This window comes from Allostreptomyces psammosilenae (assembly GCF_013407765.1).
GTDB classification, from domain to species: Bacteria; Actinomycetota; Actinomycetes; order Streptomycetales; family Streptomycetaceae; genus Allostreptomyces; species Allostreptomyces psammosilenae.
In genome coordinates, this window is sequence record NZ_JACBZD010000001.1 from 3,120,029 (window position 1) to 3,139,851 (window position 19,823).

At 73.8% G+C, this 19,823-nt stretch carries 17 protein-coding genes, 1 tRNA gene and 1 pseudogene; 9 read left to right on the forward strand and 10 right to left on the reverse strand.

The window, feature by feature from the left end:
• Positions 1–52: 52 nt before the first annotated feature.
• Together FHU37_RS12750 and FHU37_RS12755 are read right to left on the reverse strand one after the other, a co-directional pair.
• Positions 53–565, reverse strand: coding sequence for a SigE family RNA polymerase sigma factor (locus FHU37_RS12750; protein ID WP_179814306.1), 513 nt, complete (start codon positions 563–565; stop codon positions 53–55).
• Positions 566–732: 167 nt separating this feature from the next.
• Positions 733–2,175, reverse strand: coding sequence for an MFS transporter (locus FHU37_RS12755; protein ID WP_179814307.1), 1,443 nt, complete (start codon positions 2,173–2,175; stop codon positions 733–735).
• A 369-nt stretch (positions 2,176–2,544) separates the two neighbouring features.
• Here FHU37_RS12755 and FHU37_RS12760 point away from each other — a divergent pair, with 369 nt between their 5' ends.
• Together FHU37_RS12760 and FHU37_RS12765 are read left to right on the forward strand one after the other, a co-directional pair.
• Positions 2,545–3,366 (forward strand): transporter substrate-binding domain-containing protein, encoded by an 822-nt coding sequence (locus FHU37_RS12760; protein ID WP_179814308.1) that lies wholly within the window; start codon positions 2,545–2,547, stop codon positions 3,364–3,366.
• A gap of 107 nt (positions 3,367–3,473) precedes the next feature.
• Complete coding sequence (locus tag FHU37_RS12765) at positions 3,474–4,358, forward strand: hypothetical protein (RefSeq protein WP_179814309.1); 885 nt, start codon at positions 3,474–3,476, stop codon at positions 4,356–4,358.
• Between the two features lie 83 nt (positions 4,359–4,441).
• On the opposite strand, the gene FHU37_RS12770 is transcribed toward FHU37_RS12765, so the two are convergent.
• Together FHU37_RS12770 and FHU37_RS12775 are read right to left on the reverse strand one after the other, a co-directional pair.
• Positions 4,442–4,515, reverse strand: a tRNA-Pro gene (locus FHU37_RS12770).
• 81 nt (positions 4,516–4,596) lie between these two features.
• Positions 4,597–5,508, reverse strand: a complete 912-nt coding sequence (locus tag FHU37_RS12775; RefSeq protein WP_179814310.1) for a metallophosphoesterase — start codon at positions 5,506–5,508, stop codon at positions 4,597–4,599.
• 173 nt (positions 5,509–5,681) lie between these two features.
• Here FHU37_RS12775 and FHU37_RS12780 point away from each other — a divergent pair, with 173 nt between their 5' ends.
• Positions 5,682–6,149 carry a GatB/YqeY domain-containing protein gene (locus FHU37_RS12780; RefSeq protein WP_179814311.1) on the forward strand — a complete coding sequence of 156 codons (468 nt, stop codon included), beginning with the start codon at positions 5,682–5,684 and terminating at the stop codon, positions 6,147–6,149.
• A gap of 125 nt (positions 6,150–6,274) precedes the next feature.
• Here FHU37_RS12780 and FHU37_RS12785 read toward each other — a convergent pair whose 3' ends face one another.
• Positions 6,275–8,455, reverse strand: a complete 2,181-nt coding sequence (locus FHU37_RS12785; protein WP_218904021.1) for a transglycosylase domain-containing protein — start codon at positions 8,453–8,455, stop codon at positions 6,275–6,277.
• 365 nt (positions 8,456–8,820) lie between these two features.
• Here FHU37_RS12785 and FHU37_RS12790 point away from each other — a divergent pair, with 365 nt between their 5' ends.
• Complete coding sequence (locus FHU37_RS12790) at positions 8,821–9,159, forward strand: WhiB family transcriptional regulator (RefSeq protein WP_179814312.1); 339 nt, start codon at positions 8,821–8,823, stop codon at positions 9,157–9,159.
• Between the two features lie 100 nt (positions 9,160–9,259).
• Here the strand turns inward: FHU37_RS12790 and bagB are convergent, their stop codons facing one another.
• On the reverse strand, positions 9,260–10,696 hold the full coding sequence (gene bagB, locus FHU37_RS12795) for an ArsA family ATPase (RefSeq protein WP_179816230.1): 1,437 nt from the start codon (positions 10,694–10,696) through the stop codon (positions 9,260–9,262).
• A 53-nt stretch (positions 10,697–10,749) separates the two neighbouring features.
• Positions 10,750–11,811, reverse strand: coding sequence for an ATPase BagA (gene bagA, locus FHU37_RS12800; RefSeq protein ID WP_312892581.1), 1,062 nt, complete (start codon positions 11,809–11,811; stop codon positions 10,750–10,752).
• 89 nt (positions 11,812–11,900) lie between these two features.
• Between bagA and sp36 the strand changes: the two genes are divergently transcribed.
• A complete protein-coding gene (gene sp36 / locus FHU37_RS12805; protein WP_376774027.1) occupies positions 11,901–12,062 on the forward strand; it encodes a Sp36 family protein in 162 nt (53 codons plus the stop codon).
• Positions 12,059–12,562 (forward strand): RidA family protein, encoded by a 504-nt coding sequence (locus FHU37_RS12810; protein WP_179814313.1) that lies wholly within the window; start codon positions 12,059–12,061, stop codon positions 12,560–12,562. Before sp36 ends, FHU37_RS12810 begins: the two co-directional genes overlap by 4 nt.
• A 239-nt stretch (positions 12,563–12,801) precedes the next feature.
• Here FHU37_RS12810 and FHU37_RS12815 read toward each other — a convergent pair whose 3' ends face one another.
• The gene (locus tag FHU37_RS12815) at positions 12,802–13,737 is read right to left on the reverse strand and encodes an MBL fold metallo-hydrolase (protein WP_312892582.1); all 936 of its coding nucleotides are present in this window, start codon (positions 13,735–13,737) and stop codon (positions 12,802–12,804) included.
• 7 nt (positions 13,738–13,744) lie between these two features.
• A complete protein-coding gene (locus tag FHU37_RS12820; protein ID WP_179814314.1) occupies positions 13,745–14,419 on the reverse strand; it encodes a Crp/Fnr family transcriptional regulator in 675 nt (224 codons plus the stop codon).
• Between the two features lie 377 nt (positions 14,420–14,796).
• Between FHU37_RS12820 and nth the strand changes: the two are divergent.
• The 3 genes and pseudogenes from nth to FHU37_RS12835 all read left to right on the forward strand — a co-directional run.
• Positions 14,797–15,678: pseudogene (gene nth, locus FHU37_RS12825) on the forward strand (endonuclease III); the annotation flags it as partial.
• Positions 15,679–15,902: 224 nt separating this feature from the next.
• Complete coding sequence (locus tag FHU37_RS12830; protein ID WP_179814315.1) at positions 15,903–16,613, forward strand: NUDIX hydrolase; 711 nt, start codon at positions 15,903–15,905, stop codon at positions 16,611–16,613.
• A 418-nt stretch (positions 16,614–17,031) separates the two neighbouring features.
• A complete protein-coding gene (locus FHU37_RS12835; RefSeq protein WP_179814316.1) occupies positions 17,032–18,219 on the forward strand; it encodes a MarP family serine protease in 1,188 nt (395 codons plus the stop codon).
• A 571-nt stretch (positions 18,220–18,790) separates the two neighbouring features.
• On the opposite strand, the gene FHU37_RS12840 is transcribed toward FHU37_RS12835, so the two are convergent.
• The gene (locus tag FHU37_RS12840; protein ID WP_376774028.1) at positions 18,791–19,804 is read right to left on the reverse strand and encodes an alpha/beta fold hydrolase; all 1,014 of its coding nucleotides are present in this window, start codon (positions 19,802–19,804) and stop codon (positions 18,791–18,793) included.
• Between the last annotated feature and the right edge of the window lie 19 nt (positions 19,805–19,823).

A 19,823-nucleotide genomic window follows, 5' to 3' on the forward strand; every position in this document is an offset into this window, starting at 1 on the left:
ATGTCTGTGCAAGCAGTGATGTGTGTGGAGGCCCGCAGCCGGTCCGCGGCGGTCAGCGCAGCGCCAGTTCGCGCAGCAGCTCGCGGTCGTCGCCCAGGGCCACGCGCAGCCGGGCGAGCGCCCGCATGGCGCGGGTGCGGACGGCCCCCGGCCGCATCCGCAGCAGCGCGGCGGTCTCCTCCACGCTGCGGTCGTCCCAGTACCGGAGCACGACCACCGCACGATCCTTCGCCGGCAGCTCGCGCAGCGCGGCGAGCAGGGTCACGCGCAGTGCTGCGTCGTCCGGCTCGGCCTGCGGCGTGTCGGGCAGGGTGCCGGTGGGGCGCTCGGTGGCGCGGCGCAGACGCCGGTGGGAGAGGAAGGCGCGGACCACGGCGGCCTGGGCGTAGGCGGCGGGGTTGTCGGCCCGCCGGACCCGTTTCCAGTGGCGGTAGAGCGTGGCGAGGGTGGTCTGGGTGAGGTCCTCGGCGAGGTGCCAGTCCCCGCACAGGAGGTAGGCGGTCCGGAACAGGTGTGCGCTCCGGGCCGTGGCGAACTCCATGAACTCCCCATGGTCCACAGCCATCCCCGCCGCCTCTCGTGACTCACGCCTTCTCACCCGTACCGACGCGGTGGGGGTCGGCCCGCGTCACACGTTCCGGTGAAGTGATTCCGGGCGGGGTGGGGCGGGCAGCACTTGGGCGTCCCCCGCTCGGCGGCGATCGTCGGCGATCGTCGGCAGTCCGAACCCGATCAGCGGTCGACGACGCGTCGGGCGAGCAGGACGACGCCGGTGAGCGCCACCGCCGAGATGGCGGCCCCCACGTGCAGGCCGCCGACGAGTGACCCGCCGATGTCGCCGGCCACCGAGCCCAGCACGCTCACCCCCAGCACCCCGCCCAGTTGCCGGGCGGTGTTGAGGACGCCGCTGCCCGTGCCGGACAGGCCGGGCGGCGTGTGCGCCACCACCAGGGCCGCCACCACGGGCAGCGTCAGCCCGCCGAACACGCCGAGCAGGAGCAGGGCGACGCCCAGCGGCCAGTACGGCGAACCGGCGCCGCACAGCAGCAGCACGGCGCAGGCCGCGAGCCCGCAGACGCCCCCCGCCACCAGCGTCCGGCCGAACCCCCACCTCGGCACCAGTCGCCGCATCGTCGGGGAGGGCAGCAGCGCCGCGACCAGCGTCATCGGCAGGAAGGCCAGGCCCGCCGCCAGCGCGCTGCGCTGTTGAACCGTCTGGAGGTAGAGGGAGAGCGCGAACAGCTGGCCGAAGATGACGAACTGCCAGAGCAGACCCGTGGCCACGGCGGCCGAGAACACGCGGTCGGCGAACAGCCGCGGTGGCAGCAGCGGCGCGGCGCGTCGTCGCTCCACCCGGACGAAGGCGACCAACGCGGCGATCCCGACGGCGGTGGCGGCCCCGACGGCGGCGCCGTTCCAGCCCAGCGAGGGGCGGCCGACCAGGGCGAGGTACAGCGCGGTCAGCCCGAGTACCGCCAGCACCTGTCCCGGCACGTCCAGGCGGGCGGTCGCCCGGCGCGGCGCTGCAGGAACGTTACGCCGGACGATGAGCCAGGCGGCGGCGCCGAGCGGCAGGTGGACGCAGAAGATCGACCGCCACCCGATGAGGTCGACCAGGATCCCCCCGGCCAGCGGCCCCGCGGCGGCCGCCGCCGCGCCGGAACTGGCCCACAGCGACACGGCCCGCGCCCGGTCGCCGGCGTCCTCGAACAGGTGCGGGATCAGCCCCAGCAGCGAGGGCAGCAGCAGCGCGGTGCACACCCCCTGCGCCACCCGGGCCACGACCAGGAAGCCGAGGCCCGGCGCCAGCGAGCAGGCCACCGACAGCGCCGTGAAGCCCACGATCCCCCACCGGAAGGCCCGGTCGTTGCCGATCCGGTCGCTGACCGAACCGCCGCCGAGCAGGAACGCGGCGACGGCCAGGGCGTAGCCGCCGGCGACCCACTCCATCGCGCCGAGCGGACCGCCGAGGTCGTCGCGGATCCGCGGCAGCGCCAGGTTCACGATGGTCATGTCCAGCAGGACCAGGAAGTTCCCCAGGCACAGGGCCAGCAGGGCGAGCGCCCGACGCCGGCCCTCCGGGGCCGGCGGGGCCGGCGGCGGATCCGGCACGCGGCGGGGCACGACTGTGACCGTGACGCCGTCCGCCTCGGGGCGGTGGACTGGCTGAGCCATGTGGCGGTGAACCTCGCGGACTCGTGCCCCGTGGACGGCGCGACGGCCTGGCCGCCCTCCAGGGACAGGCGGGTACGACACGTGCCTTGCAGCTCTGGACGCTTGACAGTGAATGGTCGGGAATGGCGCCGAAGCGTTCAAGTGATCGCGGAAAACGCGGACGGAGTGCCGATCCGTGCGCACTGGCCGGTCAATGTGTCGTCAGAGACCGCCCCCGCGGGCCCGGCTCCAGACGATTGGCCACCGGCCCGGAAGCCCAGGCTCCCACCGTGGCCCGCCCCGCCCCGCCCCGACAACGGCCCACCCCGAGGCCACGCCGATGCCGTGCCGATGCCACGCCGATCCCGAAACCCCGCCCACGGAGGAACCATGCGTCGCGAAACCCTGCTGCCCGCCCTCGCCCTCACCCTCGTCACCACCGCCGGCGCCGTCACCATCGGCACCACCGACGACGACACGGCACCCGCGGCCGGCCACGCCCCCCGCACCCTGCTGGACACCGTCCCGCGGCGCGGCGAGCTACGGGTCTGCACCACCGGCGACTACCGGCCGTTCAGCTACCTCGACCCCGCGACCGGCGGCTACACCGGCATCGACATCGACATGGCCGAGCACCTCGGCGCCGGCCTGGGAGTGCAGACCCGGTTCGTCCCCACCACCTGGGCCACCCTCGTGGACGACCTCACCTCCGGCGCCTGCGACATCGGCATGGGCGGCATCTCGGTCACCCTGCCCCGGGCCCGGGAGGCCTACTTCAGCACCCCCTACCTCACCGACGGCAAGGCCGCCATCGCCCGCTGCGCCGACGCCGACGCCTACCAGTCCCTGGAAGCCATCGACCAGCCCGGCGTGCGTGTCATCGTGAACCCCGGCGGCACCAACGAGGCCTTCGTCCGGGCCAACATCCACCGGGCCACCGTCGTCCCCCACCCCGACAACAACACCATCTTCGAGGAGATCGTGGCCGGCCGCGCCGACGTCATGATCACCGACGCCAGCGAGACCGAGTACCAGGCCGCGATCCACCCCGAGCTGTGCGCCCTCAACCCCGACGACCCCTTCACCTTCGCCGAGAAGGCCTACCTCCTCCCCCGCGGCGACGAGGAGTTCAAGGCCTACGTCGACCAGTGGGTCCACCTCGCCACGAACGACGGCACCTACGACACCATCGCCACCCCCTGGCAGCCCTGATCCGCCCGCCGGCCGCAGGACGGTGATTCGGCCGGAAACCGCCGCATTGTCCGACACCGAGTCGGGGAGATTCTTCCGGTCTTCACCACCAGTGATCAGGGGGTTGCATGACGTGGAGGTCGGCCGAGCAGTCCGAGAAGGTGCTCAGCCAACTCGAAGCGATACGCCGGACACTCGAGGACCCCGCCACCGGACTGAGCGCCCTGTACGTCACCGTGGACCAGGGGCGGCAGAAGATCCTGGAGACCGTGGCGCAGGGCACGCTGGGCCTGCGCGAGGAGAACCGTGAGCTGCGCCGACGCCAGGAGCGCATGCTCGCCGACCTGGCCGACACCCGCGCCGGCCTGGAGGCCCTGAGCCGGCACGTAGCGGAGACATCGCGTACCGCTCCGCAGCCCCAGGCGCCGGAACCGCCACCACCGGTGAGCGCGGCCGAGCCGGAGGCCCAGGCGGCGCCCACCGAGACCATCGCACCGACTGACGGGAGGCAAGCCCAGGTGGAATCGCTCGAGGAAGTCCGCATTGCCCACGGCCGCACCGCCCTCCGCCCGCAGACCCCCCACCACGAGACCGTCACCCCACCCCGGGAGGACCAGCGGGCACACCTGGACCACCTGCTGTCCGCCGCCGCCCTCGCCTCGGCGAAACTGATCTGCCACCGCGAGACCTGGGAGTTCATCGCCGAACAGACCAGTGGCCGCGCCCACTTCCGCCTCCCGGACCAGGTGCAGGAAGCGGAGGACGGCCGCATCGAGACCTCCCTCTCCGGCAGGTCCCTGCTCGCCCTCCTCACCGCCATGTGGCAGGTCATCCGGGAGCACGAGACCGACACGGACCCCGGCAAGGACCGGGATCTGGCCACCTGGGCCCTGGCCGCCGCCGTGTACCGCAGGACCACCCTCGCGCTGGACCGGGTGACGGACCTGCCGGAGAAGGAGAACGGCCCCGCCGTCATCGTCCTCGACGACAGGAGCACGCTCACCACCCCCTGACCCCGGCGCCCCCACAACGTGCCACAACGAGTCAGGGCCCGGACCGCGAAAGCGGTCCGGGCCCTGACTCGGTACCTCGGCTGTCGGGGTGGCGGGATTTGAACCCACGACCTCTTCGTCCCGAACGAAGCGCGCTGCCAAGCTGCGCTACACCCCGTCCGCCGGGGCTTTGCGCTCCGGCGTCGAGGACTACTGTAGCGGACTTCGAGGGCAGGACGAAATTTGGTTGTCGGGCTGGTCAGCGGCGTTCGGTCAGGGTGAGCAGGGTGGCCTCGGGGGGGCAGGCGAAGCGGACCGGGGTGTAGCGGTTGGTGCCGCAGCCGGCGGAGACGTGCAGGTAGGCCTCCCGGCCGCCGGCGCGGTGGGTGGACAGGCCCTTGGCCCGGCCGGGGTCGAGGTCGCAGTTGGTGACCAGGGCGCCGTAGAAGGGGACGCAGAGCTGGCCGCCGTGGGTGTGGCCGGCCAGGACCAGCGGGTAGCCGTCGGCGGTGAAGGCGTCGAGCACCCGCAGGTAGGGGGCGTGGACGACGGCGAGGGAGAGGTCCGCGCTGTCGTCGGGGCCGCCCGCGACGTCCTCGTAGCGGTCCAGCTTGATGTGCGGGTCGTCCAGGCCGGTCAGGGCGATCTCCAGGCCGGCCGCCTTGATCCTGCCGCGCCGGTTGTTCAGGCCGACCCAGCCGGCCGAGTCGAAGCCGTCGCGCAGCTGCTCCCAGGGGTTGCGGATGCCGTGGTGACGCTTGCCGTCGTCGCCGCGCAGGCGCTGGGTGAGGTAGCGCGACGGGTTCCTCGGCACGGGGCCGTAGTAGTCGTTCGAGCCGAAGACGTACGCGCCGGGGAGCTCCAGCAGCGGGCCGAGGGCGTCCAACGCCTCCGGCACGGCGGTGGGGTCGGAGAGGTTGTCCCCGGTGTTGATCACGAAGTCCGGACGCAGCCGGGCCAGGCTCTGCAGCCAGCGCTGCTTCTTGCGCTGCCCGGAGACCATGTGGATGTCGGACACCTGGAGCACCCGCAGTGGCCGGGCCCCGCGGGGCAGTACCGGTACCTCGAACCGGCGGACGGTGAAGGCGCGTACCTCGTAGCCGGCGGCCCATGCCACGCAGGCGGCCGAGGCGGCGGCGATTCCCAGCGGAACGGCATACAGCGGTCTCATCACTCCATGGTGGCAGACGACGCGTCAGTGTCGGAGCCCGACGTGGGGCGGCATGGGGCGGCGTTGGGGCGGCGCGGAGCGGATGTGGCGGGGGCGTGCGGGGCGACCTGCCGGAGGGCTCGCCGGGGGCATAACCAGTGGGTTCCGTGGGCGCGGGGTGCCACACTGGCCCCATGACGACCCTCAAGAAACGTCTCCAGGGGGACCTGACCGAGGCCATGCGCGCCAAGGACAAGCTGCGTTCCGCCGTGCTGCGGCTGACGCTGACCGCGATCACCAACGAGGAGGTCGCCGGTCCGCGGGCGCGGGAGCTCAGTGACGACGAGGTGATCAAGGTGATCACCCGAGAGGCGAAGAAGCGCCGTGAGGCGGCGGAGGCGTTCGAGCAGGGCGGACGCCCGGAGACCGCGGAGCGGGAGCGGGCCGAGGGCGCCGTGCTGGAGGAGTACCTGCCCAAGCAGCTCACCGACGAGGAGCTGGCCGCACTGGTCCGGGAGGCGGTCGCCGAGGCGCGCGCCGGTGGCGCGGAGGGGCCCAAGGCGATGGGCGCGGTGATGAAGATCGTTAACCCGCGGATCGCCGGACGGGCCGAGGGCGGCCGGGTCGCGGCGGAGGTCAAGCGGCAGCTCGCGGCCGGGTAGTCCCCGGGGAGCGGAAGGAAGACGAAGGGGCGGGGAGCCGGAGGTGATCCGGTTCCCCGCCCCTGGTGCTACCCGAGCGTGGTGCTCCCCGCTCCCGGTACTACCCGGGCGGGTGGGCGGTGGCGTCAGTCGTCGCGGCGGTTGTTGCCCCGGTTGTTGTCGCCGCCGTTGTTGTTCCGATCGTTGTTGTCGTTGCCGCGGTCGTTGTCGTTCCGGTCGTTGTTGTTGTCCCGGTTGTCGTCCCGCGGCTTCTCCAGCGGCATCGGGGACTGGTCCAGCGGCGGCGTGGAGCCGTCGAGGGCGCCCTGCATGCCGTCGTGCCAGATCGGGCCCGGGGTGTCGGAGCCGTAGGCGAACTCCTTGTAGACACCGCCGATGGTGATGTCGATCATCTCTTCCTGGTTCTCCGGGTCACCGACCCAGACCGCGCCGGCCAGGTCCTTGGTGAAGCCGGCGAACCAGGCCGCCATCCGGCCGTCGGTGGTGCCGGTCTTGCCGGCGTTCTCCACGCCGTCCAGGGAGGCCTCGCGGCCGGTGCCGTCCCGGTTGACCTCCTCCAGGATGGCGGAGACGGTGTCCGCGGTGCGCTCGGACATCGCCTGGTTGCACTGGGTCTGCGGGACCGGGATCTCCTGCCCGTCCAGGCCGACGACCTTGGTCAGCGCCACCGGGGTGCAGTAGGTGCCGTCGTTGGCGAAGGCCGCGTAGGCGGCGGCCATCTGCAGCGGGGTGACCAGGTTGACGCCCAGGGTGTACGAGCCCACCACCGCCAGCGGGTCGCCGCTGGCCTGCTCCTCCATGCCGAGGGCCTCGGTCATCCGGACCAGCTTGCACAGGCCGATGTCCTCGGTCATCTGCACGAAGTAGGTGTTGACCGACAGCTTGGCCGCGTCGGTCATGGTGTAGGGGCCGACCTCGGACTCGTTCTCGTTCTCCACCGTGGCGCCGCCGCCCGGAACTCCGCCGCCCGCGCAGTCGCGCATGTCGGGGTAGTCCATCCGGTACGGCGAGGAGTACTCGGTGGTGGGCGTCTTGCCGTCCTCCAGGGCGGCCGCCATGGTGATCGCCTTGAACGTCGAACCCGGCTGGAAGCCGTTGCCGCCGCCCATGTTCGCGGGGACGTTGAAGTTGATCTGGGTCTGGTTCTGGTTGGCGTCCACGCCGTACGGCAGGGACTGCCCCATGGCGAGGATCTTGCCCGTCCCCGGCTCCACGATGGTCATCGCGGAGACCACCGGGTCGGTCTCGTAGACGTGGCTGGTGACCGAGTCCACCACCGAGGTCTGCGCCTGCGGGTTCAGCGTGGTGTGTATCTCCAGGCCGCCCGTCTTCCACAGCTCCTGCCGCTCCTCCTCCGTCTCCCCGAACGCCGGGTCGTTGAGGATCACGTTGCGGACGTAGTCGCAGAAGAAGCCGGCACCGTTCACGGCGGTGATGCAGCCGCTGCGGGGCTCGGTGACGTTCAGCTCGATCTCGGTGGCCTTGGCGGCGTCGGCCTCCTCCTGGGCGATGAAGCCGGTGTCCGCCATGCGCTGGAGCACCAGGTTGCGCCGCTCCCGGGCCTCCTCCGGGTTGGAGGTGGGGTCGAAGCGGGTCGGCGACTGCACCAGGCCGGCCAGGGTGGCCGACTCCTGGAGGTTGAGGTCCTTGGCGCTCTTGCTGAAGTAGCGCTGCGCCGCGGCCTCCACGCCGTACGCCTGCTGCCCGAAGAAGGTGATGTTCAGGTAGTTGGTGAGGATCTCCTCCTTGGTGAGCTCCTCCTCCAACTGGATGGCGTACTTCACCTCCTCGATCTTGCGGCCGACCGTCTGCCGCTGCGCCTCGGCGACCGCCTCGGCGTCGTCGCCGGCCTGTTCGACGAAGACGTTCTTCACGTACTGCTGGGTGAGGGTCGAGCCGCCCTCGGCCACGCCGCCGGCCTGCGCGTTCCGGGTCAGCGCCCGCAGGGTGGCCCGCAGGTCGAAACCGTTGTGCTCGTAGAAGCGGGAGTCCTCGATGGCCACGATCGCGTCCCGCATGGTGGGGGCGATGTCGTCCCACTCCACCACGGTGCGGTCGCGGTAGTACACGGTGGCGATCTCGCCGCCGGACGCGTCGTAGATGCGTGTCGCCTGGGAGAGCGGTGGCGTCCGCAGCTCGCTCGGGATCTCCTCGAACGTCTCGGCCGTCGACTGCGCGGTGAGGCCGATGGCGCCCGTCGCGGGAAGCAGGAGACCGGCGGTCAGCACGCCCGCGAGCACACTGACGCCGAGGAATGTGACGATCAGTTTGGCGGCTTCGCCGCCGGCAGGACGCTTGGGTGGCATGGTGCCAGCGTACGTGGCCGACCACCGTACGGGAGGGCGAGCTTTCGCCTAGCCTTGTCACAGGCTTGCCACAGTTCTTCCCCTCCCCGCGTCCCCCGCCGAGAGCGGTGGGAGAGATGGGGATGACGGGACTCGGGGGGCGTTCCGCCGTCGCGCGTCCACTCCGCTACGCGCCTCCCTTCACTCCTGAGGGTGATGAGTCACGCACGCATAGTCCATTCGGGTCATCCAAGATTGGGCCTGAAGGGGGTGTTGTCGACTGCCCACCTTCCGTAACGTCCTCAATCGGCAGCGGTGAACGCCGAGCGCCGAACACCGCACGCCGCCGTTGGGGGAGTCTCGATTCGGGAGAGGACGGCGCCAGTATGGGCTGGGTTGAGGACTGGACGACGCAGGCAGCGTGCCGCACGACGGATCCGGACGAGCTCTTCGTCCAGGGGGCGGCGCAGAACCGGGTCAAGGCCGTGTGCACAGGCTGCCCGGTACGGACGGAGTGCCTGGCAGACGCGCTGGACAACCGCGTGGAGTTCGGCGTGTGGGGCGGCATGACCGAACGCGAGCGGCGGGCGCTGCTGCGCCGGCGGCCCACCGTCACCTCGTGGCGGCGCCTGCTGGAGACGGCCCGCACGGAGTACGAGCGCGGCTGCGGCGTGCCGGTGGTGGCCCACCACCGTGACCAGCGCCACTACGCGGCCGCCGGCTGACGATTTCCGGCCACCGGGAGACGTCGCGGATTCGGCTGATCTGCTACTCCCGGACGGCCCCGTGACCACTCCGGACGGCTCCCGACGTCGGCCGGCCAGCTCAGCCGAGGCCGGTCGCCCGGCGCGCCCCGGCCGTGCGGTCCCCCCGCTCGGCCGGGGCCGCCCCGGCGGCCAGCAGGGAGCCGACGCGCCGTAGGCCGTCGAGGTCGTGCACGTCCTCCGGCAGCGCGGGCACCTCAGCGACGGCGACGTCCCGGTGCACGGCCGTGAAGGCGTTCCGCGCTCGGCGCTCACGGGCGATCACTTGCATCTGCTCGGCGTGCAGGCGCAGCAGGGTGGCGGTGAGCGGCGCGGCGGCGGTCCAGGGATGTTGGGGGGAGGATGGCGCCGCCGCCACCGGACCGTGGGCGGTGGGGCGCTCGACTCTGACGGGAGTGTGCCCGGGCTGAGGGTCCTTCACACCTGCTGTGCGGTAGGGGAATGAGGCACTCCGGGCGGTGCCGTCCGTGCCGTCGTCGGCCGTGCCGGGAGCGTCCGGGCCGTCGGGGGAGACGTCGGCGGAGACGTCGGCGGCGGTGGTGACGACGGCGCTCTCCAGGGCCTCCGCCGCCGCCAGGGCCCGCTGCCGGGTGAGCCGCTCCGCCCGCGACACGTGCACGCGGTTGAGCACCAGCCCGGCGAGCGGCATCCGGTCCGCGGCCAGCCGCTCGACGAAGTATGCCGCCTCGCGGAGCGCGTCCCGCTCCGGGGTGGCCACCACCAGGAACGCGGTCCCCTCCCCCTGGAGCCGCCGGTAGGTCGCCTCGGCCCGCTCCCGGAAGCCCCCGAAGACCGTGTCCAGCGCGGCGACCAGGGTGGACAGGTCGCTCAGCACGTGCCCGCCGAGCACCCGCCCGAGCACTCCGGAGACCACGCCCATCCCGGCGCTCAGCACCTTCCGGGCCCCGCGCCCGCCGACCCGCGCCGGGGCGCCGAGCAGCCGGACGAACCGCCCGTCGAGGAAGGAGCCCAACCGCTGCGGCGCGTCCAGGAAGTCCAGGGCGGACCGGCTGGGCGGGGTGTCCACCACGATGAGGTCCCACTCGCCGCAGGCACTGAGCTGCCCGAGCTTCTCCATCGCCATGTACTCCTGGGTCCCGGCGAACCCGGAGGAGAGCGACTGGTAGAAGGAGTTCTCCAGGATCGTCCGGGCACGCTCGGGGTCGGCGTGGGTGAGCACCACCTCGTCGAAGGTGCGCTTCATGTCCAGCATCATCGCCTGCAGCCCGCCGCCGGCCGAGACGTCCACGCCGGGCACGGTGCGGGGGGTGTTGTCCAGCTCTCCCAGCCCCATCGACTGGGCCAGCCGCTTCGCCGGGTCGATGGTCAGCACCACCACCCGCCGGCCGCGCTCGGCGGCGCGCAGCCCCACGGCGGCCGCCGTCGTCGTCTTGCCCACGCCACCGGAGCCGCAGCACACCACGATGCGGATGGCCGGGTCGTCGATCAGCGCGTCGACGTCCAGGGCGGGGGCGGGCAGGACGGGCGCCGGGGCGATGGGACCGGTGGGGGCCGTGGGCTCGGCGGGGTGGGGGACGCGGTGCTGCTCGCTCACGCCATGCCCCCGGCCCGCAGCAGGTCGGCCAGGTGGTAGAGGCCGGGCAGGTCGACGCCGTCGCCCAGCAGCGGCAGCTCGTAGCTCGGCAGGCCGTGGCGGAGGACGTCCGCGCGCAGCTCCCGCTCCATGGCGAGCCGGAGGGCGTTCTCCCGGCCCTCCTCCAGCAGTGCCGCGGCGAGGCCGCGCGCGTCCTGCGCGGTCGCCCGTGGGCCGGGCAGCCCGCTCGCGGCGAGCGCCGCCGCGATCTCCGCGACGCCGGCGGGCCCGGGGGCGTCTGAGCCGCCCGAGCCGCCTGGGGCGCCTGAGCCGTCCGGGATCGCCGGGGTGGTGGGGCGGGTCATCGTGACCACCACGCCGCCCACGGGCAGCCCGACGGCACGCAGCTCGGCGATGCCGTCCGCCGTCTCCTGCACCGGCATCTCCTCCAGCGGGGTGACGAAGTGCACCGCCGTCTCCGGCGAGCGCAGCACCTTCATCACCGCCTGCGCGTGGTGGTGGATCGGCCCGAACCGCGCCATGCCCACCACCTCGCTGTTGACGTTCAGGAAGCGGGTGATCCGGCCGGTCGGCGGGGCGTCCATCACCACGGCCGCGTAGGCCGGGGAACCGTTTCCCCGGCGGCGCCGCACCGCCTCGCACGCCTTGCCGGTGAGCAGCACGTCGCGCACCCCGGGCGCCACCGTCGTCACGAAGTCGACCGCGCCGATCCGCCGCAGCGCCTGCCCGGCCCGGCCCAGCTTGTAGAACATCTCCAGGTACTCGTAGAACGCCTGCTCCGGGTCGACGGCGAGGGCGTGCACCTCGCCGCCGCCGCGGGCGCGGGCGATCCGGCGCTCCTCGTAGGGCAGCGGCTGGGTGTCGAACAGCCGGGAGATGCCCTGCCGTCCCTCCACCTCGATCAGCAGGGTGCGCCGCCCACCGGAGGCCAGGGCCAGCGCCAGGGCGGCCGCCGTGGTCGTCTTCCCGGCGCCGCCCTTGCCGGTGACGATGTGCAGCCGCACACCCTCCCAGTCGACCTCCCGCGACGGCTGCCCGTCGCCCAGCTCGGCATCCACGGGGCCCAAGGTAGCCGCAGCCCGAACCGCCGCGTGGGGCGGGCCGGGCCGGACGGGGCGGCGCCGCTAGAGTCGGGTCCATGACGACGATTACCAAGTGGGAGTACGCCACCGCGCCGCTCCTGGTGCACGCCACGAAGCAGATCCTGGACACCTGGGGCGAGGACGGCTGGGAGCTGGTCCAGGTCGTTCCGGGAATGAGCGCCGAGCAGCTGGTGGCCTACTTCAAGCGGCCCAAGGTCGAGCGATGAGTGACGCCGGCGCCGCTCCCGGCACCGGCGCGCCCGCCGGTGCCGTGGAGCGGCGGCTGGCCGAGGCCGGCATCGCGCTGCCGCCGGCGCCGCGGCCGGTGGCCGTCTACGTGCCGGCCGTGCGCACCGGCGACCACGTGTACACCTCCGGCCAGCTCCCGATGGTCGACGGGCGGCTCGCGGCCACCGGCAAGGTCGGCGGGGAGATCAGTCCGGAGCGGGCCAAGGAACTGGCCGCCACCTGCGCCCTCAACGCCCTCGCGGCGGTGAAGTCGGTGGTGGGCGACCTGGACCGGATCGTCCGGGTGGTCAAGGTGGTCGGCTTCGTCGCCTCCGCTCCCGACTTCACCGGGCAGCCCGGCGTGGTGAACGGGGCGAGCGAGCTGCTCGGCCTGGCCCTCGGCGAGGCGGGCGTGCACGCACGCAGCGCCGTGGGGGTGTCCGTCCTGCCGCTGGACTCCCCGGTCGAGGTGGAGATCCAGGTCGAGGTGCGTGACTGAGCCCCACGACCGCGCTGCTGTGGCCGCGTGGCGTGAACCCGTGGCGTGACCGCGCGGGATGACGGCGTGTGATGGCCGGCCCGCGCGGTCCGTCGTGCGGCGGTGGCGTACGAGTCCGGCGGGAACGGACTCGTGGGCGGTGGGCCGCCGTGCCGGCACCGCCGAGGAGGGGCGGGCGAGGGGCCGAGATCGTGAGCGGCCGGTCCGTGGTCGGGGAGAGGATGGACCGGCCGGCCCGCTCAGTGCCGCGGCGCCCGCTCCGCGGTGCCGTGGCCGCCGTCGTCGCGGGGGCCGTCGTCGTGGTGGGGGCCGTCGTCGTGGTGGCCGGGTTGGTCCACGTCCACCCGGTGGCCGAGGTACTCCAGCTGCGCCCGGACGGAGAGCTCCGCCGCCGGCCAGAGCGCTGGGTCGACGTCCGCGTAGACGGCCGCGACGACCTCCCGGGCGGTGCGGTGCCCGGCGGTCAGTGCCTCCGCGACCTGCTCCAGCCGTGCCCGGCGGTGCCCCAGGTAGCCGTCCAGGGCGGCCAGGGCGTCCCGGAGGACCGGGCCGTGGCCGGGGAGAATCGTTTCTGTTCCGGTCTCCGCGGCCAGCGCGCGCAGTCGTTCCAGGGACTCCAGATAGGGGCCCAGGCGGCCGTCCGGGTGAGCCACCACCGTGCTGCCGCGCCCGAGGACCGTGTCCCCGGTCAGCACGGCGCCGTCCGCCGGCAGGTGGAAGCAGAGCGAGTCCGCGGTGTGCCCCGGGGTGGCCAGCACCCGCAGCTCCAGTCCGCCGGTGGACACCACGTCGCCCTCGCCCAGCCCCTCCGAGCCCAGCCGGTGCGCCGGATCCAGGGCCCGCACCGGCGCCCCGGACAACTCGGCGAAGCGCGCCGCCCCCTCGGAGTGGTCGGCGTGGCCATGGGTCAGCAGCACCACGCCGACCTCACACCCACCGCGGCGCACCTCCTCCAGCACCCGCCCCAGGTGTCCCTCGTGCAGCGGCCCGGGATCGATCACCACCGCCCGACGGGCGCCGGGCTCGGCGACGATCCAGGTGTTGGTGCCGTCCAGGGTCATCGGGCCGGGGTTGGGCGCGAGGATCCGCCGGGCGCGCGTGCTGCCCGCTCCGTCGGCTCCGGGCGTGTGCTGCCCTTCGGGCGTGGGGTGCTCTCCGTGCGTCCCGTGGGTCACCGCTGGCTCAGCGGGACCGGCGGGAGAGGCGCTCCACGTCCAGCAGCACCACGGCGCGCGCCTCCAGGCGCAGCCAGCCGCGCGCGGCGAAGTCGGCCAGCGCCTTGTTGACCGTCTCCCGGGAAGCGCCGACGAGCTGCGCGATCTCCTCCTGGGTGAGGTCGTGCACCACGTGGATGCCCTCGTCCGACTGCACGCCGAACTTCTTGGACAGGTCCAGCAGAGCCTTGGCCACACGGCCCGGGACGTCCGAGAACACCAGGTCGGACATCACGTCGTTGGTGCGGCGGAGGCGGCGGGCGATGGCCCGCAGCAGCGCGGTGGCCACCTCCGGGCGGGCGTTCAGCCACGGCTGGAGGTCGCTGTTGCTGAGCGCGAGCAGCTTGGTCTCGGTCAGCGCGGTGGCCGTCGCGGTGCGCGGGCCCGGATCGAACAGCGACAGCTCGCCGAACATCTCGCCCGGGCCGAGCACCGCGAGCATGTTCTCGCGGCCGTCCGGGGAGGTGCGGTGCAGCTTCAGCTTGCCCTCGGCGACGACGTAGAGGCGGTCGCCCGGGTCGCCCTCGTGGAACAGCGACTCCCCGCGGCCCATGGGCACGGCCGTCATGGATGCGCGCAGTTCCGCTGCCTGCTCGTCGTCGAGCGCCGCGAAGAGCGGGGCGCGCCGCAGAACGTCGTCCACGAGAGGTCCTCCTTGCCGGCCCTGCGGCCCCGGTCGGGGCCCGCTTCAAGTGTGATGCGTGGGGTGCGATCAATCACAGTGTGGCGTATCAGTGGCCGCAGATCACAGCCGGGTCGGGAGAAACCGGACGTTTGACGTCTTGGCCGGGTGGGGCGGACGGGGCGGGTGGGGCCGTCCGACCGCCCCGGTGGCCCTCGCGGACACCGCCGGATCCCCGAAGCCGAGCCCGGAACGGCCCCGAACCGACTGGGCCGAACGGGTGTCCGAGAGCGGGGTCGCACCGGGGCCGCGCCGGGGCGCCGACGTCGCGGCGTGCCCGAGCGGTGGCCCGCGGCACACCCGGCGCGCGGCGGGCCGTTGGGCGTAGCCTTCGGGGCATGGCGGAGAGCAAGGCGCACAGGGCCACGGGAACGGCGAAGGCCCCGGGGAAGGGCTCGGCGAAGGCTCCGGGCAAGGCCACCGGGAAGCCGGCCGGGAACGCCACGGGGAAGCCGGCGGGGAAGGCGACGACGCGGGCGGGCAAGCCGGAGTCCCGCCTGGCGCTGGTCCGGCGGGCCCGCCGGATCAACCGGGAGCTGGCCGAGCTGTATCCGTGGGCGCACCCGGAGCTCGACTTCGAGAACCCCTTCGAGCTGCTGGTGGCGACGGTCCTGTCGGCGCAGACGACGGACCTGCGGGTGAACATGACCACCCCGGCGCTGTTCGCGAAGTACCCGACGCCGGAGGACATGGCGGCGGCCGATCCGGAGGAGCTGGAGACGCTGATCCGGCCGACCGGGTTCTTCCGCGCCAAGGCGAAGTCCCTGATGGGGCTGTCGAAGGCGCTGGTCGAGCGGTTCGGCGGGGAGGTGCCGGGGCGGCTGGAGGACCTGGTCACCCTGCCCGGGGTGGGCCGGAAGACCGCCAACGTGGTGCTGGGCAACGCGTTCGGGGTGCCCGGCATCACGGTGGACACCCACTTCGCCCGCCTGGTGCGGCGCTGGGAGTGGACCGAGGCCACCGACCCGGACCGGATCGAGGCGGAGATCGGCGAGCTCTTCCCGCGGTCGGAGTGGACCATGCTCTCCCATCGGGTGATCTTCCACGGCCGCCGGATCTGCCACTCCCGCCGGCCCGCGTGCGGGGCCTGTCCGATCGCGCCGCTGTGCCCGGCGTACGGCGAGGGGGAGACCGACCCGGCGAAGGCGGCGGCACTGCTGAAGTACGAGCTCGGCGGCAAGCCGGGGCAGCGGCTGCGGCCGCCGGCCGAGTACCCGGGGGCCGTCGTCGAGGAGGCGGCGGAGGAGGCCAGCGTGCCGGGCCGGCCGCGTCCGGGCACGCCGGGGCGGGGGGCGCCGAAGCCGGGGGAGGTGCCGGAGGTGCCGCCGGTCTCGCGGAGGGCGCGGGAGGCTGCGGCGTCGTCGGGCGGGGCGGCTTCGGGGGAGGCGTCCTCGGGTGGGGCGTCCTCCGGTGCGGCGTCCTCCGGCGGGGCCGGGGACGCGGAATGAGCGACGCGGCGCTGCTGCCTCCCGCCTCCGGCTGGGACGGCACACGATCACTCCTGCTCGACCACCAGGGGCTCCCCGGGTGGCTGAGCCCGGTGGCGGAGGCCCTGCCCCGGGTGCGGGCGGAGCAGCTGAGCCACTTCCTGCCGCCACGGCGCGGTGGGCGGCGGTCCGCCGTGCTCATCCTGTTCGGCGAGGGCTCACGAGGCCCGGACGTGCTGCTCATCCAGCGGGCCGACGGCCTGCGCAAGCACGCCGGGCAGCCGGGCTTCCCCGGCGGCGGGGTCGACGCGGCGGACGGCGACCCGGCCGATCCGGGCACCGCCGTGCGGGCGGCGCTGCGGGAGGCGTGGGAGGAGACCGGGCTGGAGCCGTCGGGGGTGCAGGTCTTCGGCATGCTGCCGTCGCTGTACCTGCCGGTGAGCGACTTCGTGGTGGCGCCGGTGCTGGGGTGGTGGCGGGAGCCCACGGCGGTCGCGCCGGTGGACCTCGGTGAGGTGGCGGAGGTCTTCCGGGTGCCGGTGGCCGATCTGGTGGAGCCGGTGAACCGGGTGCGGGTCCGGCACCCCTCGGGGTACGTGGGGCCCGGCTTCCGGGTGGCCGACCGGGTGGTGTGGGGCTTCACGGGCGGGCTGATCGCCGGTGTGCTGCGGTTCGCCGGGTGGGAGCGGCCGTGGGACGAGACCGCCGAGGTCATGCTGCGGGACTGACGTGTTCGCGTCGGGAGTTGTCCACAGGCCGTGAATGGGGGGCTGCGGCGGGTGCGCGATCCGTGACATGCTTGAAGTAAGGGGGTCCCCCTTCGGGCCCCCTGGGGGCGTTGGTGCGCGGGGTCGTCAGGCGGTCCCGAAGATCGGCCCCCGAGCATTGGCCCCCCGAGGATCGGCCCCCGAAGAAGCTCCGGCGAAGAAGCCCTGGCGGAGAAGCCCTGGCGGAGAAGCCCCGGCGGAGAAGGCCCGGCGGAGAAGGCCCGGCGGAGAAGGCCCTCCGGGGAGCGCCGCGAAGGCGGTCCCACGGGGTGGGGCGGGCCGTTCGGCCGGTGGCGCCCGGGTGGCTGGGGGTGGCGCGGGCGGAGTGGCTTCGGGCGCACCGGACCCATGAGGGCCCGCCACATGAGAACGTGTCCAGGTGAATGTGCTGGACGCCCTGCTCATCATCGCCGCCCTGTGGTTCGCCTACGTCGGGTACGGCCAGGGATTCGTGGTCGCCGCGACGTCGGTGATCGGTTTCCTGCTCGGAGGCTGGGTGGCGATCCAGGTCCTTCCGATGCTGTTCGACCCCGGTGAGGCCGGCACGCTGTCCTCGCTGCTCGCCGTGCTCGGCGTCCTCGTCGTGGCCTGCGTGGGCCAGGCCGCCATGACGCAGCTCGGCAGCCGGCTGAGCAGCCGCCTGGTGCGCTCGGGCGCCACCAAGGTGGTCGATTCCGTGGGCGGCGCGGCGGTCAACGTGGTGGCGCTGCTGCTGGTGGCCTGGATGGTCGGTGCCCCGCTGGCGGCGGCCTCCCTGCCGACCGTCTCCCGTGAGGTGCGCGGTTCGGCCACCATGGGCACCCTGCAGGACGTCATGCCCGCCCAGGTCGACGGCTGGTTCGACGACTTCGAGTCCCTGCTGGCCCGCAACGGCTTCCCGCCGCTGTTCGACCCGTTCACCCCGGAGCAGGTCACCGACGTCCCGCCGCCCGACGCCACCCTGGTGGCCTCCCCGGCCGTCGAGGAGGCGCGCGGCAGCATCGTGAAGGTGGTCGGCACGGCGCCGTCCTGCGGGAAGGTGCTGGAGGGCACCGGCTTCGTCTTCGCGCCGGGCCGGGTGATGACCAACGCGCACGTCGTCGGCGGCGTCGACGAGCCGACCGTGCAGATCGGCGGCGAGGGCCGGCTGTGGGACGCCACGGTCGTGATCTTCGACTGGCAGCGCGACGTGGCCGTGCTGAACGTGCCCGGGCTGGACGTCCCGCCGCTGGAGTTCGTGGAGGGAGCGGAGAGCGGCGACGACGCGATCGTGGCCGGCTTCCCGGAGAACGGTGCCTTCGACGTGCGCGCCGCCCGCCTGCGGGACCGCCTGGAGGTGCGCGGGCCGGACATCTACCAGCGCGGCGACGTGACCCGCGAGGTGTACTCGCTGTACGCGCTGGTCCGGCAGGGCAACTCCGGCGGCCCGCTGCTGTCGCCCGAGGGCGACGTCTACGGGGTGATCTTCGCGAAGTCCCTGGACCGTGACGACACCGGGTACGCGCTGACCATCGACGAGATCCGCGACGTCATCGAGCTGGGACGGACCGCCGAGCAGCCGGTCGACACCGACGCCTGCGCCATGTGACCGTCACGCCGGTGCCCGTGCGCCTGGGCGGGCGCCCACCGGGCATGACGGTGGGCGCCCGGGGCGGCATGGGGACGCCCCGGGCGCACGGTGGAGCCCCGGCCGTACGGCCGGTACAGGGGGGTGGGGTGTGGGCCGCCGTGGCGGCCGGCTCAGGCGGCGCGCCCGCCGCGGAGCCGGACCGTCACCCAGCGGGCGCGGCGCCCGAGGATGCTGGTGATCCCGAGGCTGGGACCGTACGGCTGCGGGGGGATTCGGGTGAGGCGCGGGCGCGACGTGCCTGGGGGAAAGAGGGGGATCGGGCGCGCGACGCGCTCGTCCGCCAGACGTGCACGCATCTTCTTCGACGTCGTGTCGTCCTGCCGTGTCATATCCGGAAGATGCCCCGCGCCACCGCGCGATAACCGCGTCCCGTCCCGCCGTTCGCCGATGGCGATCGGGCCGGGTCGAGCTGGATCGGGGCGTCGGGGACCGGACCGGGGCGGGGGCGGACCGGCGTGGGTGGGCCGGACCGGCCGGAGGGCGCCCTCGCGGTCCGTGGTGGTCCGCGGGGCGCCCTCCGGCCGGCGTCTCACATCTCCTCGGCGAGCCAGTTGACCAGTTCCGCCGACACCGTTCCGGGGACCTCCTCGTGCGGGAAGTGCCCCACGCCGTCGAAGGTGCGCCACCGGTACGGCGCGCCGACGTAGCGGGCCGACTCCGAGACGCCGCGCGGCAGGACCACCCGGTCCGCGGCGCCGTGCAGCTGCAGCACCGGCATGGTGAGCGTGCGGGCCATGCGGCGGTTGAACTGGATGCCGTCCGGGCGGAACAGCGAGCGGATCAGCCAGCGGTAGGGCTCGACCGAGCAGTGCGCGGTCGCGGGGATGGCGAAGGCGTCCTGGTAGCGGCGCAGGGCCTGGGCGTCCGGACGGCCGGCGGTGGCGTCGGCCTCGCCGGACCACTGCGTGATCAGCCGGGCCACCTCGGCGCAGTCGTCCTCGCTGAGCCGGCGCTCCGGCAGCCACGGGCTCTGGAACCGCAGGATGTGCCGGCTGGCGGCGGCCTGGCGGGGATCGGTCAGCAGCTGGTGCCGGAAGACCCGCGGGTGCGGCATGGACAGCACGGCCAGGCGGCGCACCAGCTTGGGCCGCAGCGCGGCCGCCGTCCACCCGACGTAGCCGCCCCAGCTGTGGCCGACGACCGCCGCGTCCGGCTCCCCGAGCGAGCGGATCACCCCCAGGACGTCCAGCGCCATGGTGGTCGGGTCGTAGCCGCGCGGGGTGCGGTCGCTGCCGCCGACGCCGCGCAGGTCCACGGCGACGGCCCGGTAGCCGGCCGCGGCGAGCGCGGACATCTGGTGCCGCCATGCCCACCAGAACTGCGGGAAGCCGTGCACCAGCATCACCAGCGGGCCCTCGCCCATCTCGGCGATGTGGAAGCGGGCGCCGTTGGCGGCCACGTCACGGTGGGTCCAGGGACCGTCCAGGCGAACCGGGTCGGCGACCGGCGCCGGGCCGTCGTCCGCGGTCGGCGGACGCTCGGCCGACGCCTGGGGCGGTGCGGTGCGCGGCGTGGCCGTCGTCGCGGGGGAGCCGGAGGGCACCGGCGCGGCGTCGACCGAG